This is a genomic window from Prevotella sp. FD3004 (assembly GCF_000746155.1).
GTDB lineage: Bacteria > Bacteroidota > Bacteroidia > Bacteroidales > Bacteroidaceae > Prevotella.
Map to the genome: position 1 here is coordinate 684,562 of NZ_KN050819.1, position 24,896 is coordinate 709,457.

General features: G+C 48.9%; 20 protein-coding genes. 5 read left to right on the forward strand and 15 right to left on the reverse strand.

What is annotated here, in order from left to right:
- Positions 1-14: 14 nt before the first annotated feature.
- The 15 genes from nuoK to T325_RS10015 form a co-directional block, all read right to left on the reverse strand.
- Positions 15-323: an NADH-quinone oxidoreductase subunit NuoK gene (nuoK, locus tag T325_RS09945; protein ID WP_036913104.1), complete on the reverse strand. Its 309-nt coding sequence runs from the start codon at positions 321-323 to the stop codon at positions 15-17.
- Positions 320-835 carry an NADH-quinone oxidoreductase subunit J family protein gene (locus T325_RS09950; protein ID WP_036913106.1) on the reverse strand — a complete coding sequence of 172 codons (516 nt, stop codon included), beginning with the start codon at positions 833-835 and terminating at the stop codon, positions 320-322. Before T325_RS09950 ends, nuoK begins: the two co-directional genes overlap by 4 nt.
- 6 nt (positions 836-841) lie before the next feature.
- The gene (locus T325_RS09955; RefSeq protein ID WP_036913109.1) at positions 842-1,387 is read right to left on the reverse strand and encodes a 4Fe-4S dicluster domain-containing protein; all 546 of its coding nucleotides are present in this window, start codon (positions 1,385-1,387) and stop codon (positions 842-844) included.
- A 9-nt stretch (positions 1,388-1,396) separates the two neighbouring features.
- Complete coding sequence (gene nuoH, locus T325_RS09960) at positions 1,397-2,485, reverse strand: NADH-quinone oxidoreductase subunit NuoH (protein WP_036913111.1); 1,089 nt, start codon at positions 2,483-2,485, stop codon at positions 1,397-1,399.
- A gap of 12 nt (positions 2,486-2,497) precedes the next feature.
- Positions 2,498-4,060 carry an NADH-quinone oxidoreductase subunit D-related protein gene (locus T325_RS09965; protein ID WP_036913114.1) on the reverse strand — a complete coding sequence of 521 codons (1,563 nt, stop codon included), beginning with the start codon at positions 4,058-4,060 and terminating at the stop codon, positions 2,498-2,500.
- Positions 4,057-4,791 carry an NADH-quinone oxidoreductase subunit B gene (locus T325_RS09970; protein ID WP_036913117.1) on the reverse strand — a complete coding sequence of 245 codons (735 nt, stop codon included), beginning with the start codon at positions 4,789-4,791 and terminating at the stop codon, positions 4,057-4,059. The genes T325_RS09965 and T325_RS09970 overlap by 4 nt, the downstream gene beginning before the upstream one ends.
- Positions 4,782-5,132, reverse strand: coding sequence for an NADH-quinone oxidoreductase subunit A (locus T325_RS09975; protein WP_036913119.1), 351 nt, complete (start codon positions 5,130-5,132; stop codon positions 4,782-4,784). The genes T325_RS09970 and T325_RS09975 overlap by 10 nt, the downstream gene beginning before the upstream one ends.
- A 152-nt stretch (positions 5,133-5,284) precedes the next feature.
- The gene (locus tag T325_RS09980) at positions 5,285-6,802 is read right to left on the reverse strand and encodes an alkaline phosphatase family protein (RefSeq protein WP_036913121.1); all 1,518 of its coding nucleotides are present in this window, start codon (positions 6,800-6,802) and stop codon (positions 5,285-5,287) included.
- Entirely contained in the window at positions 6,799-8,064 is a 1,266-nt protein-coding gene (locus T325_RS09985; protein ID WP_304412730.1) for an AGE family epimerase/isomerase, read from the reverse strand. Before T325_RS09985 ends, T325_RS09980 begins: the two co-directional genes overlap by 4 nt.
- 17 nt (positions 8,065-8,081) lie before the next feature.
- A complete protein-coding gene (locus T325_RS09990) occupies positions 8,082-9,425 on the reverse strand; it encodes an MFS transporter (protein ID WP_036913124.1) in 1,344 nt (447 codons plus the stop codon).
- A 1-nt stretch (position 9,426) separates the two neighbouring features.
- Entirely contained in the window at positions 9,427-10,593 is a 1,167-nt protein-coding gene (locus tag T325_RS09995; protein ID WP_036913127.1) for a glycoside hydrolase family 130 protein, read from the reverse strand.
- Between the two features lie 12 nt (positions 10,594-10,605).
- A complete protein-coding gene (locus T325_RS10000) occupies positions 10,606-11,724 on the reverse strand; it encodes a glycoside hydrolase family 26 protein (protein WP_036913131.1) in 1,119 nt (372 codons plus the stop codon).
- 7 nt (positions 11,725-11,731) lie between these two features.
- A complete protein-coding gene (locus T325_RS10005; RefSeq protein ID WP_036913134.1) occupies positions 11,732-13,051 on the reverse strand; it encodes an acetylxylan esterase in 1,320 nt (439 codons plus the stop codon).
- A gap of 90 nt (positions 13,052-13,141) precedes the next feature.
- Positions 13,142-14,443, reverse strand: a complete 1,302-nt coding sequence (locus tag T325_RS10010; RefSeq protein ID WP_036913137.1) for a glycoside hydrolase 5 family protein — start codon at positions 14,441-14,443, stop codon at positions 13,142-13,144.
- A 244-nt stretch (positions 14,444-14,687) separates the two neighbouring features.
- Positions 14,688-15,578, reverse strand: coding sequence for a hypothetical protein (locus tag T325_RS10015; RefSeq protein ID WP_036913139.1), 891 nt, complete (start codon positions 15,576-15,578; stop codon positions 14,688-14,690).
- 143 nt (positions 15,579-15,721) lie between these two features.
- Here T325_RS10015 and T325_RS10020 point away from each other — a divergent pair, with 143 nt between their 5' ends.
- From T325_RS10020 to cls, 5 genes are all read left to right on the forward strand, one after another.
- Positions 15,722-18,061 (forward strand): mechanosensitive ion channel family protein, encoded by a 2,340-nt coding sequence (locus T325_RS10020; RefSeq protein WP_051949837.1) that lies wholly within the window; start codon positions 15,722-15,724, stop codon positions 18,059-18,061.
- Positions 18,062-18,141: 80 nt separating this feature from the next.
- Positions 18,142-18,906 carry a 3-deoxy-8-phosphooctulonate synthase gene (gene kdsA, locus T325_RS10025; protein WP_036913143.1) on the forward strand — a complete coding sequence of 255 codons (765 nt, stop codon included), beginning with the start codon at positions 18,142-18,144 and terminating at the stop codon, positions 18,904-18,906.
- 4 nt (positions 18,907-18,910) lie between these two features.
- Positions 18,911-19,858 carry a KpsF/GutQ family sugar-phosphate isomerase gene (locus tag T325_RS10030; protein WP_036913146.1) on the forward strand — a complete coding sequence of 316 codons (948 nt, stop codon included), beginning with the start codon at positions 18,911-18,913 and terminating at the stop codon, positions 19,856-19,858.
- A gap of 19 nt (positions 19,859-19,877) precedes the next feature.
- Positions 19,878-23,660, forward strand: a complete 3,783-nt coding sequence (locus tag T325_RS10035) for a two-component regulator propeller domain-containing protein (RefSeq protein WP_036913148.1) — start codon at positions 19,878-19,880, stop codon at positions 23,658-23,660.
- Positions 23,657-24,895 (forward strand): cardiolipin synthase, encoded by a 1,239-nt coding sequence (cls, locus tag T325_RS10040; RefSeq protein WP_051949838.1) that lies wholly within the window; start codon positions 23,657-23,659, stop codon positions 24,893-24,895. Before T325_RS10035 ends, cls begins: the two co-directional genes overlap by 4 nt.
- The last annotated feature ends 1 nt before the right edge of the window (position 24,896 follow it).

Genomic DNA, 24,896 nt, shown 5'->3' on the forward strand with positions numbered 1-24,896 from the left:
ACTTTTTTACTTTACTATCGTTTCATATTCTGAATAGCATCAACACTATCGCTCTTGAAGTTGCGATACACATTGATGATGATGGCAATAGCCACAGCCGACTCTGCGGCTGCAACACCAATCACAAAGAGCGTCATGAACATACCCTCCATTCCATTGGGATAGAGAAGACGGTTGATGGCGGCAAAATTGATATCAACGGCATTAAGTACCAACTCGACAGAAATGAGCATGGCAATCAGGTTACGACGAGTGACGAAACCATAGACACCGATAAAGAACAACAGAGCACTAAGTGCGAAATAACATTCAACAGGTATCATTGCTTATCCTCCTTTCTTGCTACAACCAAACCTCCGATGATACATGCCAGCAGGAATACTGAGATGAACTCGAAAGGTAGTACATACTGATACTTCTCTGAACCAACGAGTGCCATACCGATTTCCTTCATCGGCACCTCTACATTGGCAATCTCCTGAGTATAGAAGCCAGTCTTCAGCAGAATCAGGCTAACAACTACCAGACCTGCAAAGGCTGCCAGTGCTCCACCAATCATCTTGCTAGACTTAACCCTCTCCTCAAGTCCCTGAAGAGTACGCTTGCTCACCAACTGGATAGCGAACACATAGATCATCGTAACGCCACCGGCATAGACAGAGATCTGAGCGGCCCCCAGGAATGTATAGTCAAGCAGGAAATAGATACCTGCCACACCAAAGAGCACGAACAACATATAGGTTGCGGCTCGCATAATCTTAGTAGTTGTCACGCAAAGCAGCGCCGAAGCCACAATGACAACCGCAAGAATGCAAAACATTACTATATTTCCCATACGGCGTTACTTAGTTTTAGTATTAAACTTACCAACCTCGAGAGGAGCGCCACCATCAATCAGGTTAGGCAGTGAGCCACCCTTGTAAACCTCCTTGTTCAGGTGAAGTACCAGCTTACTGCGATCAAACACAGCGTTCTCGAAATCGTTTGTAAACTCAATTGCGTCGAAGTTGCAGGCGTTAGTACAGAGCTGACAGAACATACAGTCGCCCAGATCGTACAGATAATCATCGAGCACCTTCTTTTTCTTGCCTGTCTCAGGATCTTCCTCCATGTGTGCGGTAATCTTGATAGTTCCGTTAGGACAGGCCTTCTCACACAATGTGCAAGCCGTACACTTGTAGCTGCCGTCCTCGTTGCGCTTGAAAGTCAAGCGACCACGATGACGCTTTGCCACATGAAGTGTGGTCTTGCGGTTCTCGGGATACTGCTCAGTTGACTTGTTGGTGAAGAAATCCTTGAAATATTCCTTCCAAGTAATCTTCATGCCAGTAGCCAAAGTCTTGACAGCATGTCCGATTTCTCCGAAATATGATTTATTATCTTCCATTGCTATACCTTATTTAATATATAAGCCAAGAGCTACTACTACAGTCATAATCACAAGATTGAGCAGAGCCAGCGGCATGAGATACTTCCACTCAAGTTTCAGAATCTGGTCGATACGCAGACGAGGGAACGTCCACTTAATCCACATCAGAATCCAAACCAGGAAGAAGGCCTTACCCAAGAACCAGACAATACCTGGGATATAGTTCATCACCTCGTCGAAGGCATCTATACCGATGTTAACGGGAGCCCAGCCACCAAGGAATACGGTAGCGGCAATACCAGCGATGATAAAGAGGTTGAGGAACTCTGCGAGATAGAAGAAGCCAAAGCCCATACCAGAGTACTCTGTATGATGACCAGCGGTCAACTCACTCTCAGCCTCTGCCATATCGAACGGACCACGGTTAGCCTCAGCATTACCTGCTACAAGGAAAACGAGGAAGGCAATGATGGCAGGAATATGTCCTTGGAAGATTAACCAGCGCCAAGGACCTGTCTGTGCCTCAACGATACCACTCATCTGCATTGTACCTGTCAGAATCACAGCAGTAATCAGACAGAGGCAGAGCGACATCTCGTAAGAAATCATCTGCACAGCACCACGCATAGCCGAAACAACAGAATACTTGTTGTTTGAACCCCATCCAGCAAGGAAGATACCTACTACGCCAATCGAAGAGATGGCTGTGAGCAGGAACACACCCACATTGAAATCGAGCACTGTAGCACCATTATTCCAAGGCAGGAAAGAGAAAGCACCAACAGAACCGAAAATCACAAGGATAGGAGCAACGATATAAAGCAGCTTATCAGCACGGTCGACGATGAAAATCTCCTTAATGAGCATCTTAAATACGTCGGCAAACACCTGAAGCAAGCCCCAGTAACCTACTCGCATCGGGCCAAGACGGCACTGGAAGTAGGCACACACTTTACGCTCCATGAATATCAGTGCGATTGCAAGCAGGGCATATCCGGCCAAAATGCCAGCACCCACCAGCACGCACTCAATCAATATCGACAGAAAATCTCCTAATCCAAACGTATCTCTCAGGAGAGCGTCGAACCATTGTGTAACAATACTAAAATCAAACATAATCCTTCGCTTTTATCTGTCAATATCAGGAATTACAAAGTCAATAGCAGCGCCTGTAGCTACAAGGTCGGCAATCTTCTGACCACGCAGCATCGGATCGAGCGCACCTGTCAGTGAGAGACCCATGGGTCGCATCTTCAGACGATACGGACTCTTATCGCCACGAGAATCAAGATATACACCGAATTCACCGCTTGCACCCTCAACAGCGAAATACCACTGTCCCTCAGGTACCTTGATGATAGGCTTCTGCTTCACGTAGAAATCACCCTCAGGAATGTTGTCGATGAGCTGCTCAATGATACGCAAGCTCTGGTACATCTCCTGAATATGACAAGTGTAACGATCCATCGTATCACAGCCTGTCATTGTAATCTGATCCCACTCAACCTTGTCATACATATCATATGGATGATTCTTACGCACGTCGTTCTTCCAACCAGAAGCACGTCCGGCAGGACCTGTAACAGCGTAAGAGATACAGTCTTCCATTGACATGGGACCAACCTTCTCGAAACGGTTGTGTGTGATAATATTATCACCAAACACATCAACATACTCCTGAATGATGGGCTTCATATATTTGATAAGATCCTTCACGTTCTTCACAAAGTTCGGATCGATATCATCCTGCAAGCCACCAATGCGGTAGTAGTTCTGAATCAGGCGGCCACCAGTGGTTTCCTCCATAGCATTGAGCACATGCTCACGGTCACGCATTGAATAGAGGAATGCTGTCAGAGCGCCCATATCCTGAGCACAGCAGCCAACATACAGTAAGTGACTGTCAAGACGCTGCAACTCATCCATGATAGTACGGATATACTTGATGCGATCGGTAAGTTCCACACCCATACCTTCCTCGATGACGCCCACCAAAGCATGACGATGCATCATAGCAGAGAGGTAGTTCAAGCGATCGGTCAGAGCTAGAGTCTGAGGATAAGTCATCGACTCACACATCTTCTCGATACCACGATGGATATAGCCGAGATGCGGATAAACACGCTTCACTGTCTCACCCTCAAGCACAGTCTGCAGACGAAGCACACCGTGTGTAGAAGGGTGCTGAGGACCTATGTTAACAACATAGGCATCAGGACCGAAGAGCTTATTCTGTTTAGACTGGAGAACACCATCCTTGTCAAGATAATACTCCAGGCCATAGTCAGGTTCATTATCGTCATCGAGCGTATAAGAATCATCGAACTTCCAGTCCTTACGGAAGGGATATCCTTTGAAGTCGCTACGAAGGAACAGACGACGCATATCTGGATGACCGAGGAACACGATACCGAAGAAGTCGTAAACCTCACGCTCCAGCAAGTCGGCTACATGCCAGATGTTAGAAACCGTAGGAATATATGGAGTTTCTTTCTGAGTCTTAGCCAACATCTTAACACTGCAACGTTCATGGGTTGTAGTATTCTCTAAGATATAGATACAGCCAAGGCCCTCTTCGCCAAAATCTTCACCAACAATGGTAATAAGATAGTCAAAATGCTTCTTCTCCTTCAAGTTCTGCATCTCTGAGGCGAACTTGTCAAAATCGAATGATAAGAATTCTAATTTCATGCCTTGCCCTCCTCTACTTTAGTTTCCGTCTGTGCAGACTTGATCTCTTCAACAAACTCCTGGGGCACATCCGTTATAACCATCGGCTCACGGCGATGATCGCCTAACTTATTGCGGAATGTGAGCTCCTCGTTAGAAACACCGAGTTCACGCTCTTCCTTGGTCTGTTTGTGATTGGCGCCTCCAAAGAATTTCTCAATCTTCACCTTACGCTGCAGTTGCATCATGCCATACATGATAGCCTCTGGACGCGGAGGACAACCTGGGATAAACACATCAACGGGCACAATTTCCTCGATACCCTTTACTACATGATAGCTCGACTTGAACGGACCACCGCTGATAGCACAGCCACCTACAGCAATCACGTACTTTGGCTCTGCCATCTCGTCGTACAGACGCTTCAACAGCGGAGCCATCTTGTGTGTAATCGTTCCTGCGCACATAATCAGGTCGGCCTGACGAGGAGAGTTACGCGTAACCTCGAAACCGAAGCGGGCGAAGTCATAACGGGCGCATCCGCAGGCCATGAACTCAATACCACAACAAGAGGTTGCAAAGGTAAGCGACCATAGTGAGTTACTACGTCCCCAGTTTATCAGTTGATCGAGCGAACCCGTCAGGACATTGACACCACCCTCATGGAGCTGGTCGATAATCTTCTCTAACGAAGCATTGTCATTCCACTCCTCGTAGGGGATGCTTTTGATGTGAGGCTTTCTTACTTCCATTCCAAGTCTCCTTTCCGCCAGGCATATGCCAAGCCTAAAACCAGAACTACTAAGAAGAAACCAATGCTCAGCAACGCCATAGCACCGAACTCCTTCACAACCACAGCCCACGGGTACAGGAATACTGTCTCCACGTCGAACATCAGGAACAGGATGGCGAACAGGTAGAATCCCACACTAATAGGCAACCAGCTGGACCCTCGTGTGGGAATACCACACTCATAAGGTTCACCCTTTACCTTTGCATAAGATCGCGGACCAATCAGCTTAGCGACAACGTAAGCCCCCGCCACCAATGTCAAAGCCGTCAATAAAACGGTAATTAACAAAGTAAAGTTCATAAATAATTTATAATGTTATAACAATATCGTTCTCGTTCTTAAGCAGTTAGGGCAAAAATGAAAGTACCTTCACGGCTTTTCAGCTGCAAAGGTACTAATTATAGTTGTAAAACTAACGAATATTTATAAAAAAATCGTTAATTATTGTATATTCAGTCGCCGACTACTTCGGTGATTGCTTCTCCGACACAAGCATTTGGTTGCTGAATATGGAGCTTCTGACATATCGTTGGAGCAATGTCGGTGATATGCACCTCACGACTGGTGGCGCCATGCTTCACGTTCCATCCATAGAACAACAGGGGGATATGGGCATCATAGGGGTTCCATTCACCATGAGTTGTTCCCACTGGTGACGACCATCTGCTGAACTCATACCATCCTGGCTCAGGAACAACAAAGATATCACCAGAGCGACGAGGATGATAGCCCATCAATGCACGATAACGAATCAAATCAGGGATGGCGGCATCCTGAACATGTTCGAAGTCGGCCACGAACTGCACATGAGGAGCAGTCTTCAGGAAGTCAACAATCGTCTTGCGAACCTTAGCCTCATCAAGTCCCTGTTCAGCAATATACTTCTTATTAAGATAGATACGATAAGCCAACACAGAAGAGATAACCTTCAGATCAGTATTCATCTTATCTTTCAGTTCTTTTCCCAACTGAGGAGCTATCTCTTCCGACCACTTCCATGCGCCGCCTCCAAGCTTATGGTCAATCATAAACTGGAAATTATGAGCCGCACCATGATCAGCAGAAAGGAAAAGCAGATAGTTTCCCTCGCCCACTTGGTCGTCCAAGGCCTTCAGTAATCGTGCGATATCCTTGTCAAGTTCAATATAGGCCTCGTCCGTATGTTCGCCTCGAGTACTCCACTCATGTCCGATAACATCGGTCTGCGAGAAGCTAACACAGAGCATATCAGTGGCCTCGCCTTTACCAAGCGATTCACCCTTCAAAGCTGCGATAGCCATATCAGTGGTAATATGTCCGCAAAGAGGATATAAGCCTACCTGTTTTCCAACCTTCTGGAGTTCCTTGTTTTTCTTCAGTTCGAGATTATAGTTCTTTGCCCAATCAGGAAGTTCCGTACGATAATAGGTACTTGTGATGAACTGTCCGTTTTCCGTGTCAAGCCAGTATGCACCATTGGCGCTTCTGCCAGCAGGAAGAATAGCTGCACGATCCTTATATGACACACCTATCACCTTCGACTTAAAGTCTGTATGCAACCTGATCTGATCGCCAATCGTCGATGCCAACAGGTTCTTGGGCGACATACATCCTTTCTTACGATTATCAGAGCCTACAGGATCTACAGACTTATCATCGGTACAATAAACGGGCACTCCATCAATCTGGAAGTCATTACCACAGATGCCATGGAAAGCAGGCGTTGTGCCTGTATAGGCTGAGGTATGACCGATGGCTGTTATGGTAGGGATGTAGTTAATCAGACAGTTGTCACAGCTATATCCCTTATTAATCAGACGCTTCAGTCCGTCATCACCAAACTGATCATAATACCTGCCTAGATAGTCCCAACGCATCTGGTCTACCATAATTCCCACTACGAGCTTCGGACGCTCGTTAAATTTTGTCTGCGCCTGTAGCTGAGCCGACAGACACATTGTCATTGTAATAAATAGTAATAGTTTTTTCATATTTCCTTTAAACGTTCAATAATCTCCAAACACATACGGCTGTTATGGTATGGGCACTTCCAGAAACCGGCCTTATCATCAACGGTATTCAGCGTACCATCGGAATGACGGCTCCAGTGCCACTCCCCATTGTCCCAGTCAATCAGCTGAGTCTTGATATACTCCCAACAGCGCACGGCATGCTCTAAGGCCTGCTCATCACCAAAATACTGATAGAGGTTAAACCACCCCACCACGCTCTCGGCCTGCACCCACCAATGCAGATCATCGTCAACATGACCTGTATCCAGATTAGCCTCATGAATCATTGAGCCATCCGGCCGCAAGCCCTTTTCTGAGGCTTTCGCCACTTCGCGCACCACCGGCTCCACTTTCTGCAGCACTTTCTGGTCGCCCAATACCAGCGCTGCCTCATGCAACAGCCACGAACATTCGATATCATGTCCATAGCTCTCCAGGTGACCAGCGCCTCGCGTCCAATCCATCTCGAAGAACAAATCGAGATGATGGGTCTCAGGATTCAGGATATTATCGGTAAAGATATTAATCAGATTGCGCAGCGAGGCTTCTACACCGACAATGGTTTCCTGAGGAACACTAATCCCCACAGGAAGCACCGATCCGATGACTGGTACATAGTCGCACGATTCCTGAGCACGCATTTCTTTAAGACACCTCAGCAGATTGGTATAGGGCTCGATAATGTGCAGATGGGTGTTCTGCGACTTGGGATAGTTGGCGTCAAGCTCAGAGAGTCGCATATCTGCAATTTCTCCCCACTCTCGCGTGCAAGCTTCAATATAGCCGTTATGCTCGCGATCCAAGGCGTGTTCTTCTATGCAGTCATAGAGTTGGAGTGCATAGTCCAGCGTCTCCCTGTCGCCCGTGGCCCTTGTATACTCCGTTAGCGCATAGATGACAAAGCCAATAGCATAGAACTGCTTCTTGGTATCAAGGGGATTACCCTTATAGTCGAGACTCCAATAAACGCCACCATACTCCTTATCGATAAAGTAGTCGATGATATAGTCCTTTGCACGAGTGGCAGCCTCCAGATATTCAGGATTGGCCAACACGCGATAAGCAGCAGAAAACGACCATAGAATACGGGCGTTGAGGATGGCGCCTTTCTCTGCCTTAGGATGGAGCACCCCACTGCCGTCGATACGTCCATAGAAGCCTCCATTCTCATGGTCGACCATTTTATCGAGCCAAAAGCGCAGGATGTTTTTTTCCAAAACATCCTGCATCTCTTGCTTCATTGTTTCTACGTGCCCGCTCATTTTTTAATAGGATAGATCCAGGTAAGAACAACAATCAGTCCAGCGATGATGGCTGGGAACAGCGAGAAGAGCGACCACACCATGGCAAGCACCGACTCTGTGATTGAAGCAGGGTCAACCATCGTATTACCCATGTCATCTGTAATCATACTTGCACCAGCCAATCCCAAGAAGAGGGCCACCAGCGAGCCAGAAATGGCGGTACCAAATTTCTGCGCCATCGTACCTGACGAGAATATCAGTCCTGTCGATGATGTTCCATTCTTCTCTGTAGCATAATCGGCCACATCGGCATACATACTCCACAACAGAGGCGAATAGAGTCCGATGCCTATTGACGTAAGTATCACCAATGCCACCATCACCCAGATATAACTTGGGTCCATCGGCACAAAGAAGAATGCTACCGAAAAGATTACACAAATGAGGGCCGCCGCCATAAAAGCCTTACGCTTTGAACCGATGATCTGTGTGAACTTTGGCGACACACCGCCGAAAATCATACAAGTCAGTTCACCAAAGGTCATAAACACTGTGTAATTGATAATCAGTCCGCTTACCGTCACATCACCATGCAGACAATACTCCAACAGATAACCGGCTACGGCATAGCGGAATCCATTGAAGAAGTTGGTACAGATGCCTATCAGCGTCAATATAATCCAAGGCTTATTCTTAAAAAGATCGCCAAACTGCTTGAACGAGAATTTCTCTGCGCGTATGGGCTTCAGCCGTTCCTTTGTCAGGAATCCGCAAGCCAACGTACCAGCGGCGGCGATAAAGCCGAAGAAAGCGCCCAGAACGGCATACTGATGCTGCTCTGTGCCACCCACCAACCGCTGTAGATACGGGAACGACAGTAGGGTAATGAATCCCATAGCATAGGCACCCACCATACGGAAACTCGAGAACTGGTTCTTCTCATTGTCATCGTCGGTCATTACACCCAACAGCGATCCGTAAGGCACGTTCACAGCCGTATACATAGCCATCATCAGCAGATACAGGCTGTAAGCCCAGATGCGTTTACCCGTCAGTCCAAATTCAGGGGTATAAAGCAAGAGTGCAAACACCAGTCCGAATGGGATGGCACCGAATATCAGCCATGGACGATAAGTGCCCCAACGACTCTGCGTACGGTCGGCAAGCGAGCCCATCAACGGGTCTGTCACCACATCGAACATACGTGCTATCAGCATCAGTGTAGCAGCGTCAGCAAACGTCAATCCGAACACATTTGTAAAAAACAGTGGAAAGGCTATCGACATAATTTTCCATGTGATACCTCCAGCAGCAGCATCGCCCAAGGCGTAACCGATCTTTTCTTTTAGTGTAGCCATATTATTTTAAGTTTTTATTTTTTGCTATCAAGCGTTTGATGGTCTCAACACTGGCTGCTGTGGTAAGGCCGTCTTCTGGCGTATTCATGCAGTAGTCGATGAGCTTATCGATGGTCGACGTAGCCACATGCATACGGGTGTCAGCCGATGCGTAATAAATGAACACCTTGCCGTCTTCATCGGCTATCCAACCATTGGCAAAGGCCACGTTCATCACATCGCCCAGATACTCATCACCCTCAGGCACGAGGAAATAGCCGCCAGGCTGAGCTATTACCTTTGTGGGATCTTCAAGCGCAGTCATATACATATAGAGCACATAGCGCAGGCCATCGGCCGTAGCACGCACGCCATGAGCCAGATGGAGCCAGCCCTTGGGTGTCTTGATGGGGTGCGGACCTTCACCGTTTTTCACCTCAGTGATGGTATGATAGTGACGGGCATTGATAATCTTCTCGTCTTTCACCTCTGCATTAGTGATGTCGTCTACCAGTGCCCACCCTATACCGCCACCACTACCAGTGTCGATAAATCCGTCCTGAGGACGTGTGTAGAAAGCATACTTTCCGTCTACGAACTCAGGGTGAAGCACCACGTTGCGCTGCTGACTTTTGGTTTTCAGGTCTGGCAGACGATACCAGGTCTTCAAGTCCTTGGTGCGAGCGATACCTGCCGTAGCAGTGGCAGCACTGAGATTACCAGGCTGCGAGTCGTCATGACGCTCTGCACAGAACACACCATAAATCCAGCCATCCTCATGTTGTGTGATACGCATATCATAGATGTTGGTGGCAGGAATCACGTCGTCAGGCATTGTGATAGGCTCTTCCCAGAAACGGAAATTGTCAATGCCATTAGGACTCTCAGCCACAGCGAAGTAGCTCTTACGGTCGGCACCCTCAACACGAACGATGAGCAGATATTTACCATTCCATTTAATGGCGCCAGAGTTCAGTGTTGCGTTACACATGATGCGCTGCATCAGATAGGGGTTATCTTTCTCGTTGAAGTCGTACTTCCACTCCAAGGGTATATGGGCAGCAGTCACTACGGGATACTTATACTTGTCATATATGCCGTTGCCCCACTCCAAGGGTTCGTTTCTACGACTCAACAGCTCCTCATGATGCTTACGGAGAGCAGCAACTTTATCATTGAAATTCTGCATTATCTTTTCTGTTTATTTAATATCGTTTAGGAATAATGATTTCTCATTGTTGTGAAAGTCGACGAAATACTGGGCATCGGGCTTACCGGGCGAAGGACCGAACCACTCGTGAGGCGCATTGCGCCACACCAGCAGGTAGCTGATGAGATGTTTCTCAACCACAGGCTGCAAGGTGGAAGTCCACCATGTCGGATCGCTCAGATTCTTCAGTCCGCATTCTGTCAGCGCAGCCACCTTGCCATGATCTTCGGCAAACTTGCAGAGCATCGTCAGATTCATATCCAACAGACGCTGAAAATCAATCTTACCATCTGGCGCCCACTGATAGCCGTCAAAACCTACCACTCCTACACGGTCGTCACCAGGGTAGCGTTCCATGTACTTTTCTGCCGTCAGGTCAGGAGCCATTCCTGGTGAATATGCCCAGAGCAGATTGTCAAGGCCGTCGGCAGTGAGCTTATCCTGCAACATATTCCACAGAGCCTTGTATTCCTCTGCCGTACAGAGTCTCTCGCCCCACCAGAACCAAGAGCCTGTATTCTCGTGCCAAGGACGGAAGATAACAGGAACTTTTTCTCCATCTGGCGTCTTCAAGGTAGCGAGGAAGTCAGAGAGGCGCTGCATCCATGTCTGGAAAAGTTCATGTTTCAAACCACCTTCGAGGACGCTCTTCACCACAGTTGTGTCGCTGATATCCCAGGCTGTACCTTCAGGGTACTGCTGTCCTGCATTTCCGCCGCCTTCGATGGTAGTGAGGGGATTGCGCGGATGCCAACTGATGGTTATGATACCTCCACGCTGATGGTGGGCGATGATTTCTTCAGATATTCTGGTAAAGGGCACGCTGTCGAGACTCTTCTCGTCGCCCATCTCGATACCACCGAGCTCGAAACCCATCACGGCGGGATAGTCGCCACACACGTTCTTCACGTCGCTCGAGTCTTTCTGATACTCCCAAGTTAGTCCATAGAACGGATCGTCCTGATGACCGAACATATAGCCTTTCTGGCGAAGTGTGTCGAGGCGCTCCATCAGCTGCTCCGCCTTGGTTTTCTCATTCTCGCTATGCTTTGCCGTAGAACATGCTGCCACAGCAAACGCTATTATCGTCATAAAAACAAGCTTCTTCATAATTCCTCTAATTTTTTATATTCATTTGTTTAAGCAGCCACGCTTCCCACTCGTCCCACTGTTCCTGGAACCAGAAATGCCAGGTGGCCTGATAGGGGGAAATCTCCTTCGGACCCTTCACAGTGTTATAGGTAGCCCAGGCTGTTGTAGGAGGCACCACATCGTCGTTATAGCCAAACGAGAACCAGCCTTTCTGCTGGTCAGTAATCAGACGGGCGAAGTTGATGCCGTCATAATAGCGACTCACTTCTATCTGCTTTTCCTGTCCTCTGCCCTTGTTCTCGCCTTGTGAGCGTCCATCGGCCGATTGCCAATAGAAATAGTGTGGCCAACCGCAGGCTGCGCCCTTAAGCGAATTAGTATGATCGCAGAGGGCAGCGTGAACAGGAGCATAGAAGGTGACGCGTTTGTCGAGACCAGCTGTGGCCAGCGACAGAAAGCCGCCCTGACTCGAACCTGTCACACCCAGTTCCTTTCCGTTCCAGGGCGTAAACTGCTCGATATAGTCAATCGCACGAATGCAACCCAATATCACGCGCATATAATAATGTTTCTCGCGCGAATCCATATTATACTCCCAATAGCCAGAGAGCGCACCATTGTATATATCGTCATAGACCTTCTGTTCCATCGTCACAGGTATGCCGTGAATACCGATTTCGAGGGTGATTGCGCCCTGAGAGGCTGTCCAGATATCGCCGCCATAAGGACGTACGCCAGCACCTGGCACACGCAGAAGGGCTGGATAGCAGCCCTCTTTTACTGGTACTGAGAGGATGCCATACGTACGATAGCCAGCCTGCATATTCTGGAATGAGACCTCATACACGTTGACATCCTTCGTGCATCGCTCAGGAAGCAGGCGCTTCGTTGGGTTCAGCTCCGTCTTGCGGGCTTGGGCGATGGCATGTTGCCAGAAATCGCAGAAGTCACTAGGCATCACCGTCGACGGCTGTAGCCGCTCTGGCGAGAAAGCTGCGCCACAAGCGCCCCTATAATCCTTGCCGTCTACATGGGCCGTCACGTCGACACGATAAAAACCAGGCTGGCTCATAGTACCCGTCAATTTATAGGTACCATCCTTGAGCGTCATGCTTTTCTTGACATCCTGATACATCTCCGGACCAGCCGCTAAATCAATGCTTACGTTGTCGAGCAGCGTGCCCGACTTGAGCACCTGAACCACGAAACCGGCTTTCTCGCCCGCCTTGTACGTCCAGTCCTGATGATCAGGCTGCACCACAACCTGAATACTGCTGCCGCGAATCTGTGCAGACAGCGTCGAGAACGCCATCATACAGAAAATAATTGATAGTAGTCTTTTCATTGCTTTTGCTTTAAGATGATTACAAAATTGCGGTGCAAAGATACGACTTATTACGCGAACGTCAGTACTTTTATTTGCTCATTACTTACACTATTTTGCCAAAGTGCCGATTCTGTCTATTTGGGCCTTGATAACTGCCAGCGTCGACTTGTCGCCAGCAAACACGGAGTTTAATCCCTGAGCCTCCTGAGCGGGGTCACCCGTATAGTCGTCGCCTATGAGCCATTGCTCGTGTTTCGGCTGGGCCAGTCCGCCCCATCCCCAGAAGTTACAGCCAGCAAAGTATCCCCCTTGCTCCATATTGTCACCCACAAGGGAGAACACATATTCATAGAAACCGTCGCGACCCTGTGTAGGAGTGCCGAGAGCGAAATTGAAGCCATCGCGAGGATAGCCGAATTCCTCCATCACCAGCGGTTTTCTGATCTTCTCGCATATCTGCAAGTGACGGTCTATATACTCCTTCGTATTGGCTTTGGCACGCGGCAGGTTCTCTATCAGTGAGTCTTGCTTTGCCCACCCCCAGTTATAGGGCCAAAGATGGATGTTGGCATAGTCAATATTCTTGTCGGCCGTAATACGCTCCCAGCAGCCAAAGTCGCCCTCACAGCCCCACGCGCCCTCTGAGCCTATCGAGATCAGATGGTTAGGGTCAAGTTCGCGGATAAGTGCCGAGGCCTCACCGAGCCATTTCTCAAAGGCAGGCAGCGCCTCTGTAGAGAAGGCACGAGGCTCGTTGCCTATCTGCCACGACATGATGGCAGGATCGTCTTTATACGCCAGACCGGTATAGCGATTGGTGCGACCGATGATGAAACGAATATAGTCATAGAACAACTTGTGCGCCTTTTCGTTAGTGGCATATTTGCTCATCGCCTGCATGAAAGCAGGATAGCCTACATCGTCTGGTCTCGGCTGTTTCCCTTCGCCAGCCTGCTCCAGATAGTAGCCGTAGCCGCCACTCCACTCCCACGAGTTGTTCAGGTAAAGCACAGCCACCATCTCGCGCTTACCCATCTCCTGCAACAGGTAGTCGAGACCTGCGAGGATTGTGTCGTTATACACGCCCGGAGCTACCTGCAGCGTTGGTTCCACCTTGGTTTTGAAACCACGCTCACCGTCGGAACCCACAAGAATACGCAGGTTGTCAATTCCCATCTGCTTCATCAGGTCGAGTTCCTTACAAAGGCGCTCACGATTACCGCCCTGTCCCTCTGAGCCGAGAATAGCACCATACCAGAAGTTCGTACCCACATAATAATATGGCTGGCCATTTTTCACAAAGTGTCCGTCCTCCACCTTTACGAATGGAGACTGCACTGAACCCTGCTTCGAAGCGCAGGATGAAAGGACAGCTGCTATCAGAATGGTGGTAATAAGTTTCAATTTCATATCGTATATTTATAGTTTCACAAACGGATGCAAAGGTACAATAAAAATATGACACATGCAAGAGTTCCGGGAAGAAAAATTCAATATTTTTTGGTAAGCACCAATTCCCCCTCACACAGTTACATTTTGAAACAGTGAAACTGCGTGCCCCTACCACAATGCGTATATGCGTGTACAATGTGGGGGCATAACGAGAAAAGGGCGTTTGTCGTAAATACCGAAGGGGTTGGTTTACGAGAAGCCCCTACTCCATCCCTCTGGTATGAAAGCGGATAAGTGCCGCAAGCGGACTGCCATAGACGGTTCCGATAGTATACCCCAGCCGCTCGGCAGCCTCCCTGAGCTGTTTCTGGTAGTGAAAAGCCACACTTCCGATGAACGAGACAGGCAGATCTTTGCGCTGGTAAGGGGCTATATGGTAGTCCAGGAAGTCGATGAAGTTATCAACCACCACCTTGTGCACGCCTGCGTCGCCTATATGGTCCTGAATAAACACAGACAGAGAAGCCAGGAAACGGTTGGCCAGCGGCTGGCGATATACACGGTTAATGATTTCAGGCAGTGACAGTTTCGTCTCCGCCTCGAAAGCAGTTTTGATTTCTTCTGACAAAACACCACCATATAAATCATGCACAAAACGCTTCCCAAGCGCAGCACCACTACCCTCGTCGCCAATGATATAACCAAGGGCTGGCGTATGCTGAATAATCTTTTCGCCGTCATACAGGCACGAATTGGCACCGGTACCTAATATACTGGCTATTCCGCAATTACGACCACATAGAGCTCGTGCAGCCCCCAGCAGATCGCTATGCGCCTCAACAACATCGGCCTGGGGGAATGTCTCGCGCAAAAGCGAAGTCATCAGCGGCTCCATCTCAGGGCGTACGCCGCTACCATAAAAATATACAGCATAAGGAAACTGAGGGGTCAGGATATTAGAACTTTTCAAACGTCTCACATCAGGATCTTCAGTCATCTTTGTTCCAAACTCTTCACGCAGGATACGGACTATCTCTTCACGCGATTGATGAACAGGGTTGATGCCTTGGGTATTAATGACTACAGGTTCTTGACCGCTGGTGACGATGGCCCAATCAGTCTTAGTGCTTCCGCTATCGGCTATTAGAATCATATTATTTATGTTTAAGTGGTTTCTGACTGCAAAAGTAATCAAAAAAGATATAAAACTGCAAGATTATGGCGGAAAACTTTCTTTTAGTCATATTTTTTTTGTACCTTTGCAGTGCTAAATTCACATCAAGATAAACGAACAATATGAAACGCTTTCTACTGACATTCGCCATCCTGCTAGGCTGTGCCGTCGAGGCTAGTGCCGTGCTGAAAGAGAAGGATTTGGAGCAGACACTCATGATTCTTCAGGCAGAATTGGAACAATATAACAACGAGCTTATTATGCGCTCCACCGTACGGAAGGCACGCACCAAGCAGATGATCACTCAACTGTTTCTCACCATGAAGCAGGCCGACCAGAATGCTCTGATGTTATATTCACAGGATCAGGATAACGTGTTCAACATGACCTACGCCTGTCAGGAAGCCACGAAACAGTACAGAAGTTTTCACAAACGTCAGATACCGTTTACGGCATTTCTGGAAAGGAGTGAGCGCGACCGTGCACGCTACGACAGTCTGGTAAGAAGACTGGAGGCGCTGCCTGAGATCATGACCACGAAATACGGCGCGCAACGACGCGACTCATGTCTGAAACTGGCCAAGAGCATACGCTCGACGCTGATTGAGAACGAGAGCCAGCTGAAGCGCAACATACGCTACTACAATCAGACAGAACAGCGATTAAGCGAACTCAACGACTATGCACAGAAGCGATACAGCGACATTCAGCGCAGCATCTTCATCAACGGTGGCGACAGCTACCCTACCCTGCTAAGCAATATCGGACGGCGCTGGAACTCGATGGTCGAGACGGTAAAGAAGAAGTACACCATCAATGACAACGACAACTCGCAGTGGAGCTCGCGATGGATTTTCGGCCTGTTCGTAGCCATCGCCTTCTACATCATCATCGCCGTGGTACTCAACCTGCTGTTCTTCCGTTTTATATTGCCCAAGCGGTTCAAGACCGAAGAGTTCAAGGAGAAGCAGGGCGCCATCACAATGGCCACCACCACGATCACGTTTGCCATCATACAAGGGGTATTGATGAACAACGCCAGCCAGAACTTCCTCATCATGGCCTCAAACCTGTTGGTGGAATATGCCTGGCTGCTGGGCGTCATTCTTATCTCACTGCTCCTGCGCGTAAAAGGGGACCAACTGGGTAGTGCATTCCGTATCTATGCACCACTGATAGCCGTAGGCTTCATCGTGATAGGATGTAGAATCATCCTGATTCCTAACGAGTTGGTGAACATAGCCCTCCCGCCAATTCTGCTCGCCTGCACCATCTGGCAATGGCTCGTTATCAGGAAGCATAACCAGAACATCCCCAAGTCAGACATCTTCTACACTTATATCTCACTCACTGTATCCATCGCCTCGGTCGTCTGCTCGTGGGTGGGCTACACGCTACTTGCCGTACAACTCATCACCTGGTGGATCATGCAGCTGACATGCATTCTCACCATCACTTGTGTGAGCAAGTATCTGGCTATCTACGCAAAACGTAAGGGCTACGACAAAAAACCAATCACACAGACCTGGGCCTATCTGTTTATAGAGAAGGTGGTGATGCCTGTGCTGAGCGTTTACTCTGTCATGTTCTCCGTCTACTGGGCAGCCAAAGTGTTCAACCTCAGCGAACTGTGCTGGCGGATATTCAAATACAACTTCATCAACATGGAGAACCTGCTAGTGAGCATTCTGAAGCTTGCGATGGTCATCACCCTGTGGTATGTGTTCCGTTATATCGTAAAAACCGTGCTAGCGCTGCTGAAGCTACACTACGAAGATAGCGACCCCACCACAGCAGCCTCGAAAGAGGTAATGGGCAAGAACGTGATTCAGGTATTCGTATGGGGTATCTGGCTCATGATATCGCTCTCGCTGCTCCACATCAGCGTAGGCTGGCTGCTCGCCATCTCTGGCGGTTTGTCGACAGGTATCGGTTTCGCTTCGAAAGATATCATCGAGAACATCTACTACGGTGCCACGTTGATGACAGGACGCATAAAAGTGGGCGACTGGATTGAGGTCGACGGACGCATGGGAAAAGTTGCCAGCATCAGTTACACTTCAACGGTGGTAGAGTCGATTTACGGCGAGGTTATCACATTCCAGAACGCACAGCTCTTCGCTAAGAACTACAAGAACCTGACACGAAACCACAACTACGTGCTCACCATCGTGCCCTTCGGTGTAGCCTATGGTTCAAACCTAAAGCAGGTAACCGAACTCGTGGAGACGGCTGCCAACCAGCTGGACATAGAATGGATGGACAAGGAGAAGCCTGTAAAGTGCGTTGTCTCTGAGATGGGCGACTCGAGCGTAAACTTCAAACTTACCGTTTGGGCTGAGGCTCCGAAGAAATCCTACGTGACAAGCGAAGTGCTGAAATGTGTCTATGACACTCTGTATCAGAACAACATAGAGATACCGTTCCCACAGCACGATGTACATATCATCAGCGAAAAGTGAGCCATCAACAGACATGAGCGAACTTTTTTTGCCAAAAATTTGGTAGAATTGATTAAAATAAGTATTTTTGCAGCAATAAAATGAATAGAAAAACAACAATCATAGCTGGTCCCTGCGTCATAGAGTCGGCCGAGCTGCTTGACACCGTGGCACGTAAACTGGTGGAAATCAACACCAAGTTGGGCACCGACATTATCTTTAAGGCTTCGTTCGACAAGGCGAACCGCACCTCAATCCACTCTTTTCGCGGCCCAGGATTGGAGCGTGGACTCCAGATGCTGGCCGACGTAAAGGAGAAGTACGGACTGAGGATTCTGACCGACATTCACGAGCACCATCAGGCCGGTCCTGCTGGCGAAGTGTGCGACGTGCTGCAGATTCCCGCTTTCCTCTGCCGACAGACCGATCTGCTAGTAGCAGCCGCTAAGACGGGATGTATCGTAAACATCAAGAAAGCACAGTTTCTGAGTGGAAAAGACATGAAATATCCAGTAGAAAAGGTACGCGAGTCAGGAGCTAAAGACGTATGGCTTACAGAACGAGGCAACATGATGGGCTACAACAACTTGGTAGTAGACTTCCGTAATATCTCTGATATGCTTGAGATAGTACCTACGGTCATCATGGACTGTACACACAGCGTACAGCGCCCAGGCGGCAGCGACGGAAAGACTGGCGGCGACCGCCGTTTCGTGCCTCAGATGGCACTTGCAGCCAAGGCTTTTGGAGCCACAGGCTATTTCTTTGAAGTACACCCTGACCCAGACAAGGGTCTGAGCGACGCAGCCAACATGCTGGAGCTGGAAAAGCTGGAGTCGCTGGTAGAGAAACTAATATCAGAATAAAACCATGACATCAAGAGAATACGCAATACAATGTTTCAAGGACGAGGCTGAAGCCGTAGTCGGATTGATTTCACAACTCGACGAGAACTTCGACGAAGCCATACGTCTGATATTCGAGTGCAAAGGAAAAGTCATCGTAACAGGTGTAGGCAAGAGCGGGCACATCGGCGCTAAGATAGCCGCAACACTCTCATCTACAGGGACCCCCTCGTTCTTCATCAACCCACTCGACGTGTTTCATGGCGACTTAGGAGTGATGACCTCCGACGATGTGGTGCTTGCCATCTCAAACTCAGGACAGACTGACGAACTGCTACGTTTCATCCCCATGGTACTTCATATGCATATTCCCATCATCGGCATGAGTGGCAATCCAGGGTCACTGCTGGCCAAATATTCTACCTACCATCTGAACGTAAGCGTTGAGAAAGAGGCTTGTCCAATGAATCTGGCTCCAACAAGTTCTACGATGGCCCAGCTGGCCATGGGCGATGCTATCGCCATCGCACTGATGGAGAAGCGTAACTTCCAGCCACGCGACTTCGCACAGTTCCACCCAGGAGGTGAACTCGGCAAACGACTGCTTACAACAGCACAGGACGTAATGTTCAAGGACGACCTGCCCACTCTGCCGCCTGAGATGCATCTGGGCGAGGCCATTATCCTCGTGAGCAAAGGTAAACTGGGACTTGGCATCGCAGAGGTAGAAGGGAAAATCGTTGGATTGATTACCGATGGCGACATCCGTCGCGCAATGGAAAAGTGGAGGGCAGAGTTCTTCGACAGAACGGTGAGCGATATCATGACCCGTACACCGAAGACTGTAAGACCTGAGACTAAGATTACTGAGATACAACGAATCATGAACCAGTATAAAGTACACTCCGTTCTGGTGACTGACGATGACCATCATCTGCTGGGCGTTGTCGACCACTACTCGTGTATGATTTAATTTAGGAAACCGAAGCCTTATGAAAACTATAAAGAAACTTCTGATTGTGTTGTTGCTGACCCTGCCAATGGCGGTGGTAGCCGACTATCTGTTCAAGACCCTGGATGCCCGCGACGGACTGACATCCAGCCAGGTGAACTGCATTCTGAAAGACTCACGTGGCTATGTATGGTTTGGTACGCCAGCAGGATTATACCGTTTCGACGGCTATACCTTCCGCAATTTCCAAAGCGACTCGCAAGACGGTTCGTCGCTGAACGACAGTTACATCAACTCCATTCAGGAGATGCTCGACGGAAACCTGCTGATCTCGACCTCCTCGGGTTATTGCATCTACCACCCGCAGACAGAGAGTTTCGAGCGCGACATGAAGCAGACCTTTGCACGCATGGGTATCGAAACCATCCCATCGATAGTTTTCATAGACCATCATAAGAATCTCTGGGGCGCCATTCCCAACAAAGGTGTGGTATGTTACAATCAACAGCAGCAGTTGCTTTATGAATTTGGCTATACCGACGATGCTCACGGCGTTCCGCAGGGTACGGTCTGCTCTATTGGCGAGTGTCGCGACGGCGCCATCATCGTCTACGACGACGGCCGACTGGTATGTTGCGACGTGATGCATCAACAGCATACGGTATGGGCAACAGAAAGTTTCCCCTCCCTGAAGCGTAAGCGCACTAAGTCGCTGAAGGTCTATGCTGATCAGCAAGACAACATCTGGCTCTACGGACAAGGTACACTGATGATGTACAATAAAAACACTGCGACTTGGGACACCAGCGTTGGCGAACGTCTGGGATTAACAGGCATCGGTGTGGATCGTAACATCAACGGTATGACAGGCGATAAGAACGGAAACATCTGGATTGGCTCCGATCAGCTGGGACTTATCAAGATGGACCAGAACACGCACACAACAGAAAATGTTCAGCCACGTAACATCAACGACAACCAGTGGATCAAGGAAATCATCAGCATCCAAAGCGTCTATGTCGATGATACCGACCTTCTGTGGGTTGGTACGGAGAAATCTGGCGTAGCCTATTGCGGACATTTCATCTACCGCTTCGGCTCTAACCTCATGGGCGACATCACTGCCATGACACAAGATGCAAACGGCACCGTCTGGTATGGAACAAGCGACAAGGGTATCATCGGCTATGATGGTCCACTCGCCAGTTTAAAGGTTTCTTGTATGGAGACAACGCCTGACGGCAGCTTGTGGATAGGATCTAAGCGAAATGGTCTGACTCGCATCAAGAACGGTGTGTCGACCGTGTACTCGTTGGCCCGCGACAGTACGGCAACCCTTATCGATGATCACATCAACGACCTGTGTAAGGATAAGATCGGCAACCTATGGATTGCAACCAATGGCGGCCTGCAGGTGTATAATCCTAGGATGAACTCATTCTCTTCTTATACACGCGAAAACGGCAAACTGACCACCAATAACATCACCAGTCTTTTCTACAACGCCAGCGGCACGACTAACAACCTGCTGATTGGTACAGCCGAGGGACTTATCATCCTGAATCTGTCAACCACGGAGAAGAAACTCGTGACAGGCAATTCGAACAATATCAAGCCGTTCACCAACAACTATATCACTCAGATATTACAGGACTCACGAGGCCTCATCTGGGTGGGAACACGCGAAGGTCTGAACATTCTGAACCTCGAGACCGATGACCTCGAGTACCTCACAGAGAAACAGGGACTCTGCAACAATAACATCTGTGGCATCGCAGAAGACAAGAACCACAACATCTGGGTGACTACCAGTCGTGGCGTAAGCCGTATCGTCGTACAGCGCAATCACGAAGACGGTACAAACAACTACGGTATGTATAACTACACTACCGCTGACGGTTTGCAGAGCAACGAATTCAACATAGGCTCCATTCTCACCAAAGATGATGGCAACGTGCTTTTGGGTGGTCTCTACGGTGTCAACTGGGTATTGCAGAAAGCCGTTGAAGATAATAATGCCCTGCCACGCGTTATGCTGACTCAGCTGTACATTGGCGAGGAAGAAGTGCTGGTTGGACATGAGTATAACGGCAGAGTCATTCTGACACAGGCCATGAACGAGACAAATAAGATTAACCTGGCTCATGACCAGAACACCTTCACCATCAAGTTTGCCGCAGGTAACTACAACCAGAGTGAGCGCCTGCAGTTCATGTACTGGATGGAGGGCAAGGATGAAGACTGGCGCAATGGTAATGCCCTGACCCATGGTGTGACTTTCAAGGATCTTGGAAGCGGACATTATACACTCCACGTTAAAGCGATTAGTGCCGAGGGCGCTGTCAGCAACCAGGAGCGCACACTCGACATAACCGTTGAACATCACTGGCTGCTGTCATGGTGGATGATTATAGCATATCTCATCGTGCTGCTCGTCATTATCTACTTCTGGCGCATCGGAATAAAACAAATGAGAGCCATCAAGGCCAGAAAGGATGCCGTAATCACGGAACTGAAACTTCAGCGCGAGGAAATCAAGGCTGCCAGCGATGACCTTCGCCAGCCGATGGCCCGTATGACCTCTATCATCGGCAACCTCTCAGAGAAAGAAAAGTCGCTCGAAGAAAAGGAACAGCTCAATGCCCTCCACTCACAGATGTTGCAGATCATCACCCGTGTGACTGATATGCAGATGAACCTCGAGCACCCAGAAGTGAGAGCCAAGAACGTGGTACAGGATCGTATGGAACTGAATAACAAGGGCGAAATCGAACTACCAGAGATAGCCAGCGAGGCTCTGACATCAGAAGCTACTCGTTCGCATTCAACCATCGACTCGCCTACATCTAAGTTCATCGTTGTCATGATCGACGATAACGAAGACTTCCTGAAGTTTGCCTCAGCACGTCTGAAGTACGTATACGACTTCCACATCTATAATGACATCATGAAGGCTGCCGACGACCTCGACGAGATGAAGTGCGACATCGTAGTCTGCAAGCAGGAGATGCCAGGTATGACGGGTAGTGAGTTGTGCAACCAGCTTAAGACCAACTTCGCTACGCAGAACATCAAGTTCGTACTTATGACCGACGGTGTGCTTACGCCGCAGGATATGCATACCAAGAATATCACGGTTTCTGCTGACGATTATCTGGCCAAGCCCTTCAATATGCAGGAAGCCACCATGCGCTTCAATCAGGTGCTCGGATTAGGTCCCATTAAGATGAACAGCAACCTTATCGAGGGAGCAGAGACGCGCATGCTTGAAGAGCATAACACCAGTATGACCACCGCTACCGAGAACATCGGTATGGAGGACATCGCTATCGATACTGATACGGAAATCTCTGCCGACGACCCGATGAACAAGGTTGACACGACAATTGTAAGAAAGACGTCGCTGACAAAGATGAACAATCTGCCAGAGGGCATTCTCCCAGAAAACGAGTTGGGCGAAGAAGTCTCTTCAGATTACTCGATGCTCGACGCCATGGATCAGCAACTCATCAAGAACATCGAGCAATATGTGATGCAGAACATGAGTCGCGGACAGATCAGTCTTGAAGAGATGTCGAGCGCTATGGGAATGGGACGCGTGCCGTTCTTCCACCGCATTCGCAACCTGACGGGCAAGACTCCAGCCGAGCTCGTTCGTGACATGCGACTCAAGCACGCCTGCATTCTGCTGAAGCGTACAAATATAAATATGAGTGAGCTGGCCGTCAACGTAGGTTTTATGACTGCGGAGAATTTCATCAACATCTTCCGCGAGAAGTTCGGCATGACGCCACTTGAATATAGATTGAAACACCGAAAATGATAAATGAATACCATCGGATAGCAGGAATAGTCGGCACAGCACTATTCCTGCTACTCTCTCTAACAGGACACGCGCAAACCAGCGATTCCCTTATCGTCGGCGATATGCGGAATCAAGGCATCGATTTCTACAAAAACAACCAGGTGAAGGTCATCACCTCTGGAGTCGAGAAGTTCGAACTGATGTTCGACGATATCCGACGAGCCAAAAGCAGTATACATCTGGAATACTTCAACTTCCGCAATGACTCTATAGCCTCGCTACTGTTCGACATACTCAGAGAGAAGAGAAAGGAAGGCGTAGAAGTCAGAGCCGTTTTCGACGGGTTCGGCAATGACTCTAACAATCAGCCGCTGAAGAAAAAACACCTGCGGAAACTTCGTGCAGACAGTATCGACATCTATGAGTTCGACCCCATCCGTTTCCCTTGGGTGAATCATATCTGGCCAAGAGACCATCGTAAGATTGTAGTCATCGACGGCCGAATCGCCTATACAGGTGGTATGAACGTAGCCGACTACTATCTGGTGGGAACAGAGCAGGTGGGCGAATGGCGCGATATGCATTGCCGTATCGAAGGTCCTGCGGTCAATGAATTGCAAAGAATCTTCGTACGTTTTTGGAAACTCGTAGCAAAAGAAGAGCTCACCAACCAGAAATATTTTCAGGGCGTGCCCAGCGGCTCTAAGATGATCGGCATCGCCAACCGTGAGCCTCACACCTCCAACGAGATCATGCGCCGCTTCTACGTCAGTATGCTCGACAATGCCAAGGATTCCGTCAAGATTATCAATCCTTACTTTGTCCCCACTAATCAAGTTATCAAAGCGCTGAAGCGTTGCGCTGAGCGAGGTGTGAAGATGGACATCCTCATATCTTCGAAGTATGACGAGCCACTGACCCCCGACGTCGTGATGTACAACATGAAGAAACTCATCAAGCGAGGTGCCAACGTATGGCGTTACCGCCCAGGGTTCCATCACTCTAAGATTATGATGGTCGATGGAAAAGTCTGCACTATTGGCAGCACCAATCTCGACTCACGCAGCCTTCGTTATGACTACGAGGCAAATGCCATCATCGCAGACGAAGCCACCACCCGCGAACTCGATAGTCTGTTTATAGAAGACACGAGGAAAAGCGACCTCCTGACTCTTGAAGAATGGAAGAAGAGCCGCACCACCTGGCAGCGGTTCAGAGGTTGGCTGGGTCATTTACTAACATTTGTACTATAGC

Excerpts from the sequence above, each read along its gene's own strand:
- nuoK (WP_036913104.1), bottom strand. The coding sequence starts at position 323 with ATGATACCTGTTGAATGTTATTTCGCACTTAGTGCTCTGTTGTTCTTT.
- T325_RS09950 (WP_036913106.1), bottom strand. The coding sequence starts at position 835 with ATGGGAAATATAGTAATGTTTTGCATTCTTGCGGTTGTCATTGTGGCT.
- T325_RS09955 (WP_036913109.1), bottom strand. The coding sequence starts at position 1,387 with ATGGAAGATAATAAATCATATTTCGGAGAAATCGGACATGCTGTCAAG.
- nuoH (WP_036913111.1), bottom strand. The coding sequence starts at position 2,485 with ATGTTTGATTTTAGTATTGTTACACAATGGTTCGACGCTCTCCTGAGA.
- T325_RS09965 (WP_036913114.1), bottom strand. The coding sequence starts at position 4,060 with ATGAAATTAGAATTCTTATCATTCGATTTTGACAAGTTCGCCTCAGAG.
- T325_RS09970 (WP_036913117.1), bottom strand. The coding sequence starts at position 4,791 with ATGGAAGTAAGAAAGCCTCACATCAAAAGCATCCCCTACGAGGAGTGG.
- T325_RS09975 (WP_036913119.1), bottom strand. The coding sequence starts at position 5,132 with ATGAACTTTACTTTGTTAATTACCGTTTTATTGACGGCTTTGACATTG.
- T325_RS09980 (WP_036913121.1), bottom strand. The coding sequence starts at position 6,802 with ATGAAAAAACTATTACTATTTATTACAATGACAATGTGTCTGTCGGCT.
- T325_RS09985 (WP_304412730.1), bottom strand. The coding sequence starts at position 8,064 with ATGAAGCAAGAGATGCAGGATGTTTTGGAAAAAAACATCCTGCGCTTT.
- T325_RS09990 (WP_036913124.1), bottom strand. The coding sequence starts at position 9,425 with ATGGCTACACTAAAAGAAAAGATCGGTTACGCCTTGGGCGATGCTGCT.
- T325_RS09995 (WP_036913127.1), bottom strand. The coding sequence starts at position 10,593 with ATGCAGAATTTCAATGATAAAGTTGCTGCTCTCCGTAAGCATCATGAG.
- T325_RS10000 (WP_036913131.1), bottom strand. The coding sequence starts at position 11,724 with ATGAAGAAGCTTGTTTTTATGACGATAATAGCGTTTGCTGTGGCAGCA.
- T325_RS10005 (WP_036913134.1), bottom strand. The coding sequence starts at position 13,051 with ATGAAAAGACTACTATCAATTATTTTCTGTATGATGGCGTTCTCGACG.
- T325_RS10010 (WP_036913137.1), bottom strand. The coding sequence starts at position 14,443 with ATGAAATTGAAACTTATTACCACCATTCTGATAGCAGCTGTCCTTTCA.
- T325_RS10015 (WP_036913139.1), bottom strand. The coding sequence starts at position 15,578 with ATGATTCTAATAGCCGATAGCGGAAGCACTAAGACTGATTGGGCCATC.
- T325_RS10020 (WP_051949837.1), top strand. The coding sequence starts at position 15,722 with ATGAAACGCTTTCTACTGACATTCGCCATCCTGCTAGGCTGTGCCGTC.
- kdsA (WP_036913143.1), top strand. The coding sequence starts at position 18,142 with ATGAATAGAAAAACAACAATCATAGCTGGTCCCTGCGTCATAGAGTCG.
- T325_RS10030 (WP_036913146.1), top strand. The coding sequence starts at position 18,911 with ATGACATCAAGAGAATACGCAATACAATGTTTCAAGGACGAGGCTGAA.
- T325_RS10035 (WP_036913148.1), top strand. The coding sequence starts at position 19,878 with ATGAAAACTATAAAGAAACTTCTGATTGTGTTGTTGCTGACCCTGCCA.
- cls (WP_051949838.1), top strand. The coding sequence starts at position 23,657 with ATGATAAATGAATACCATCGGATAGCAGGAATAGTCGGCACAGCACTA.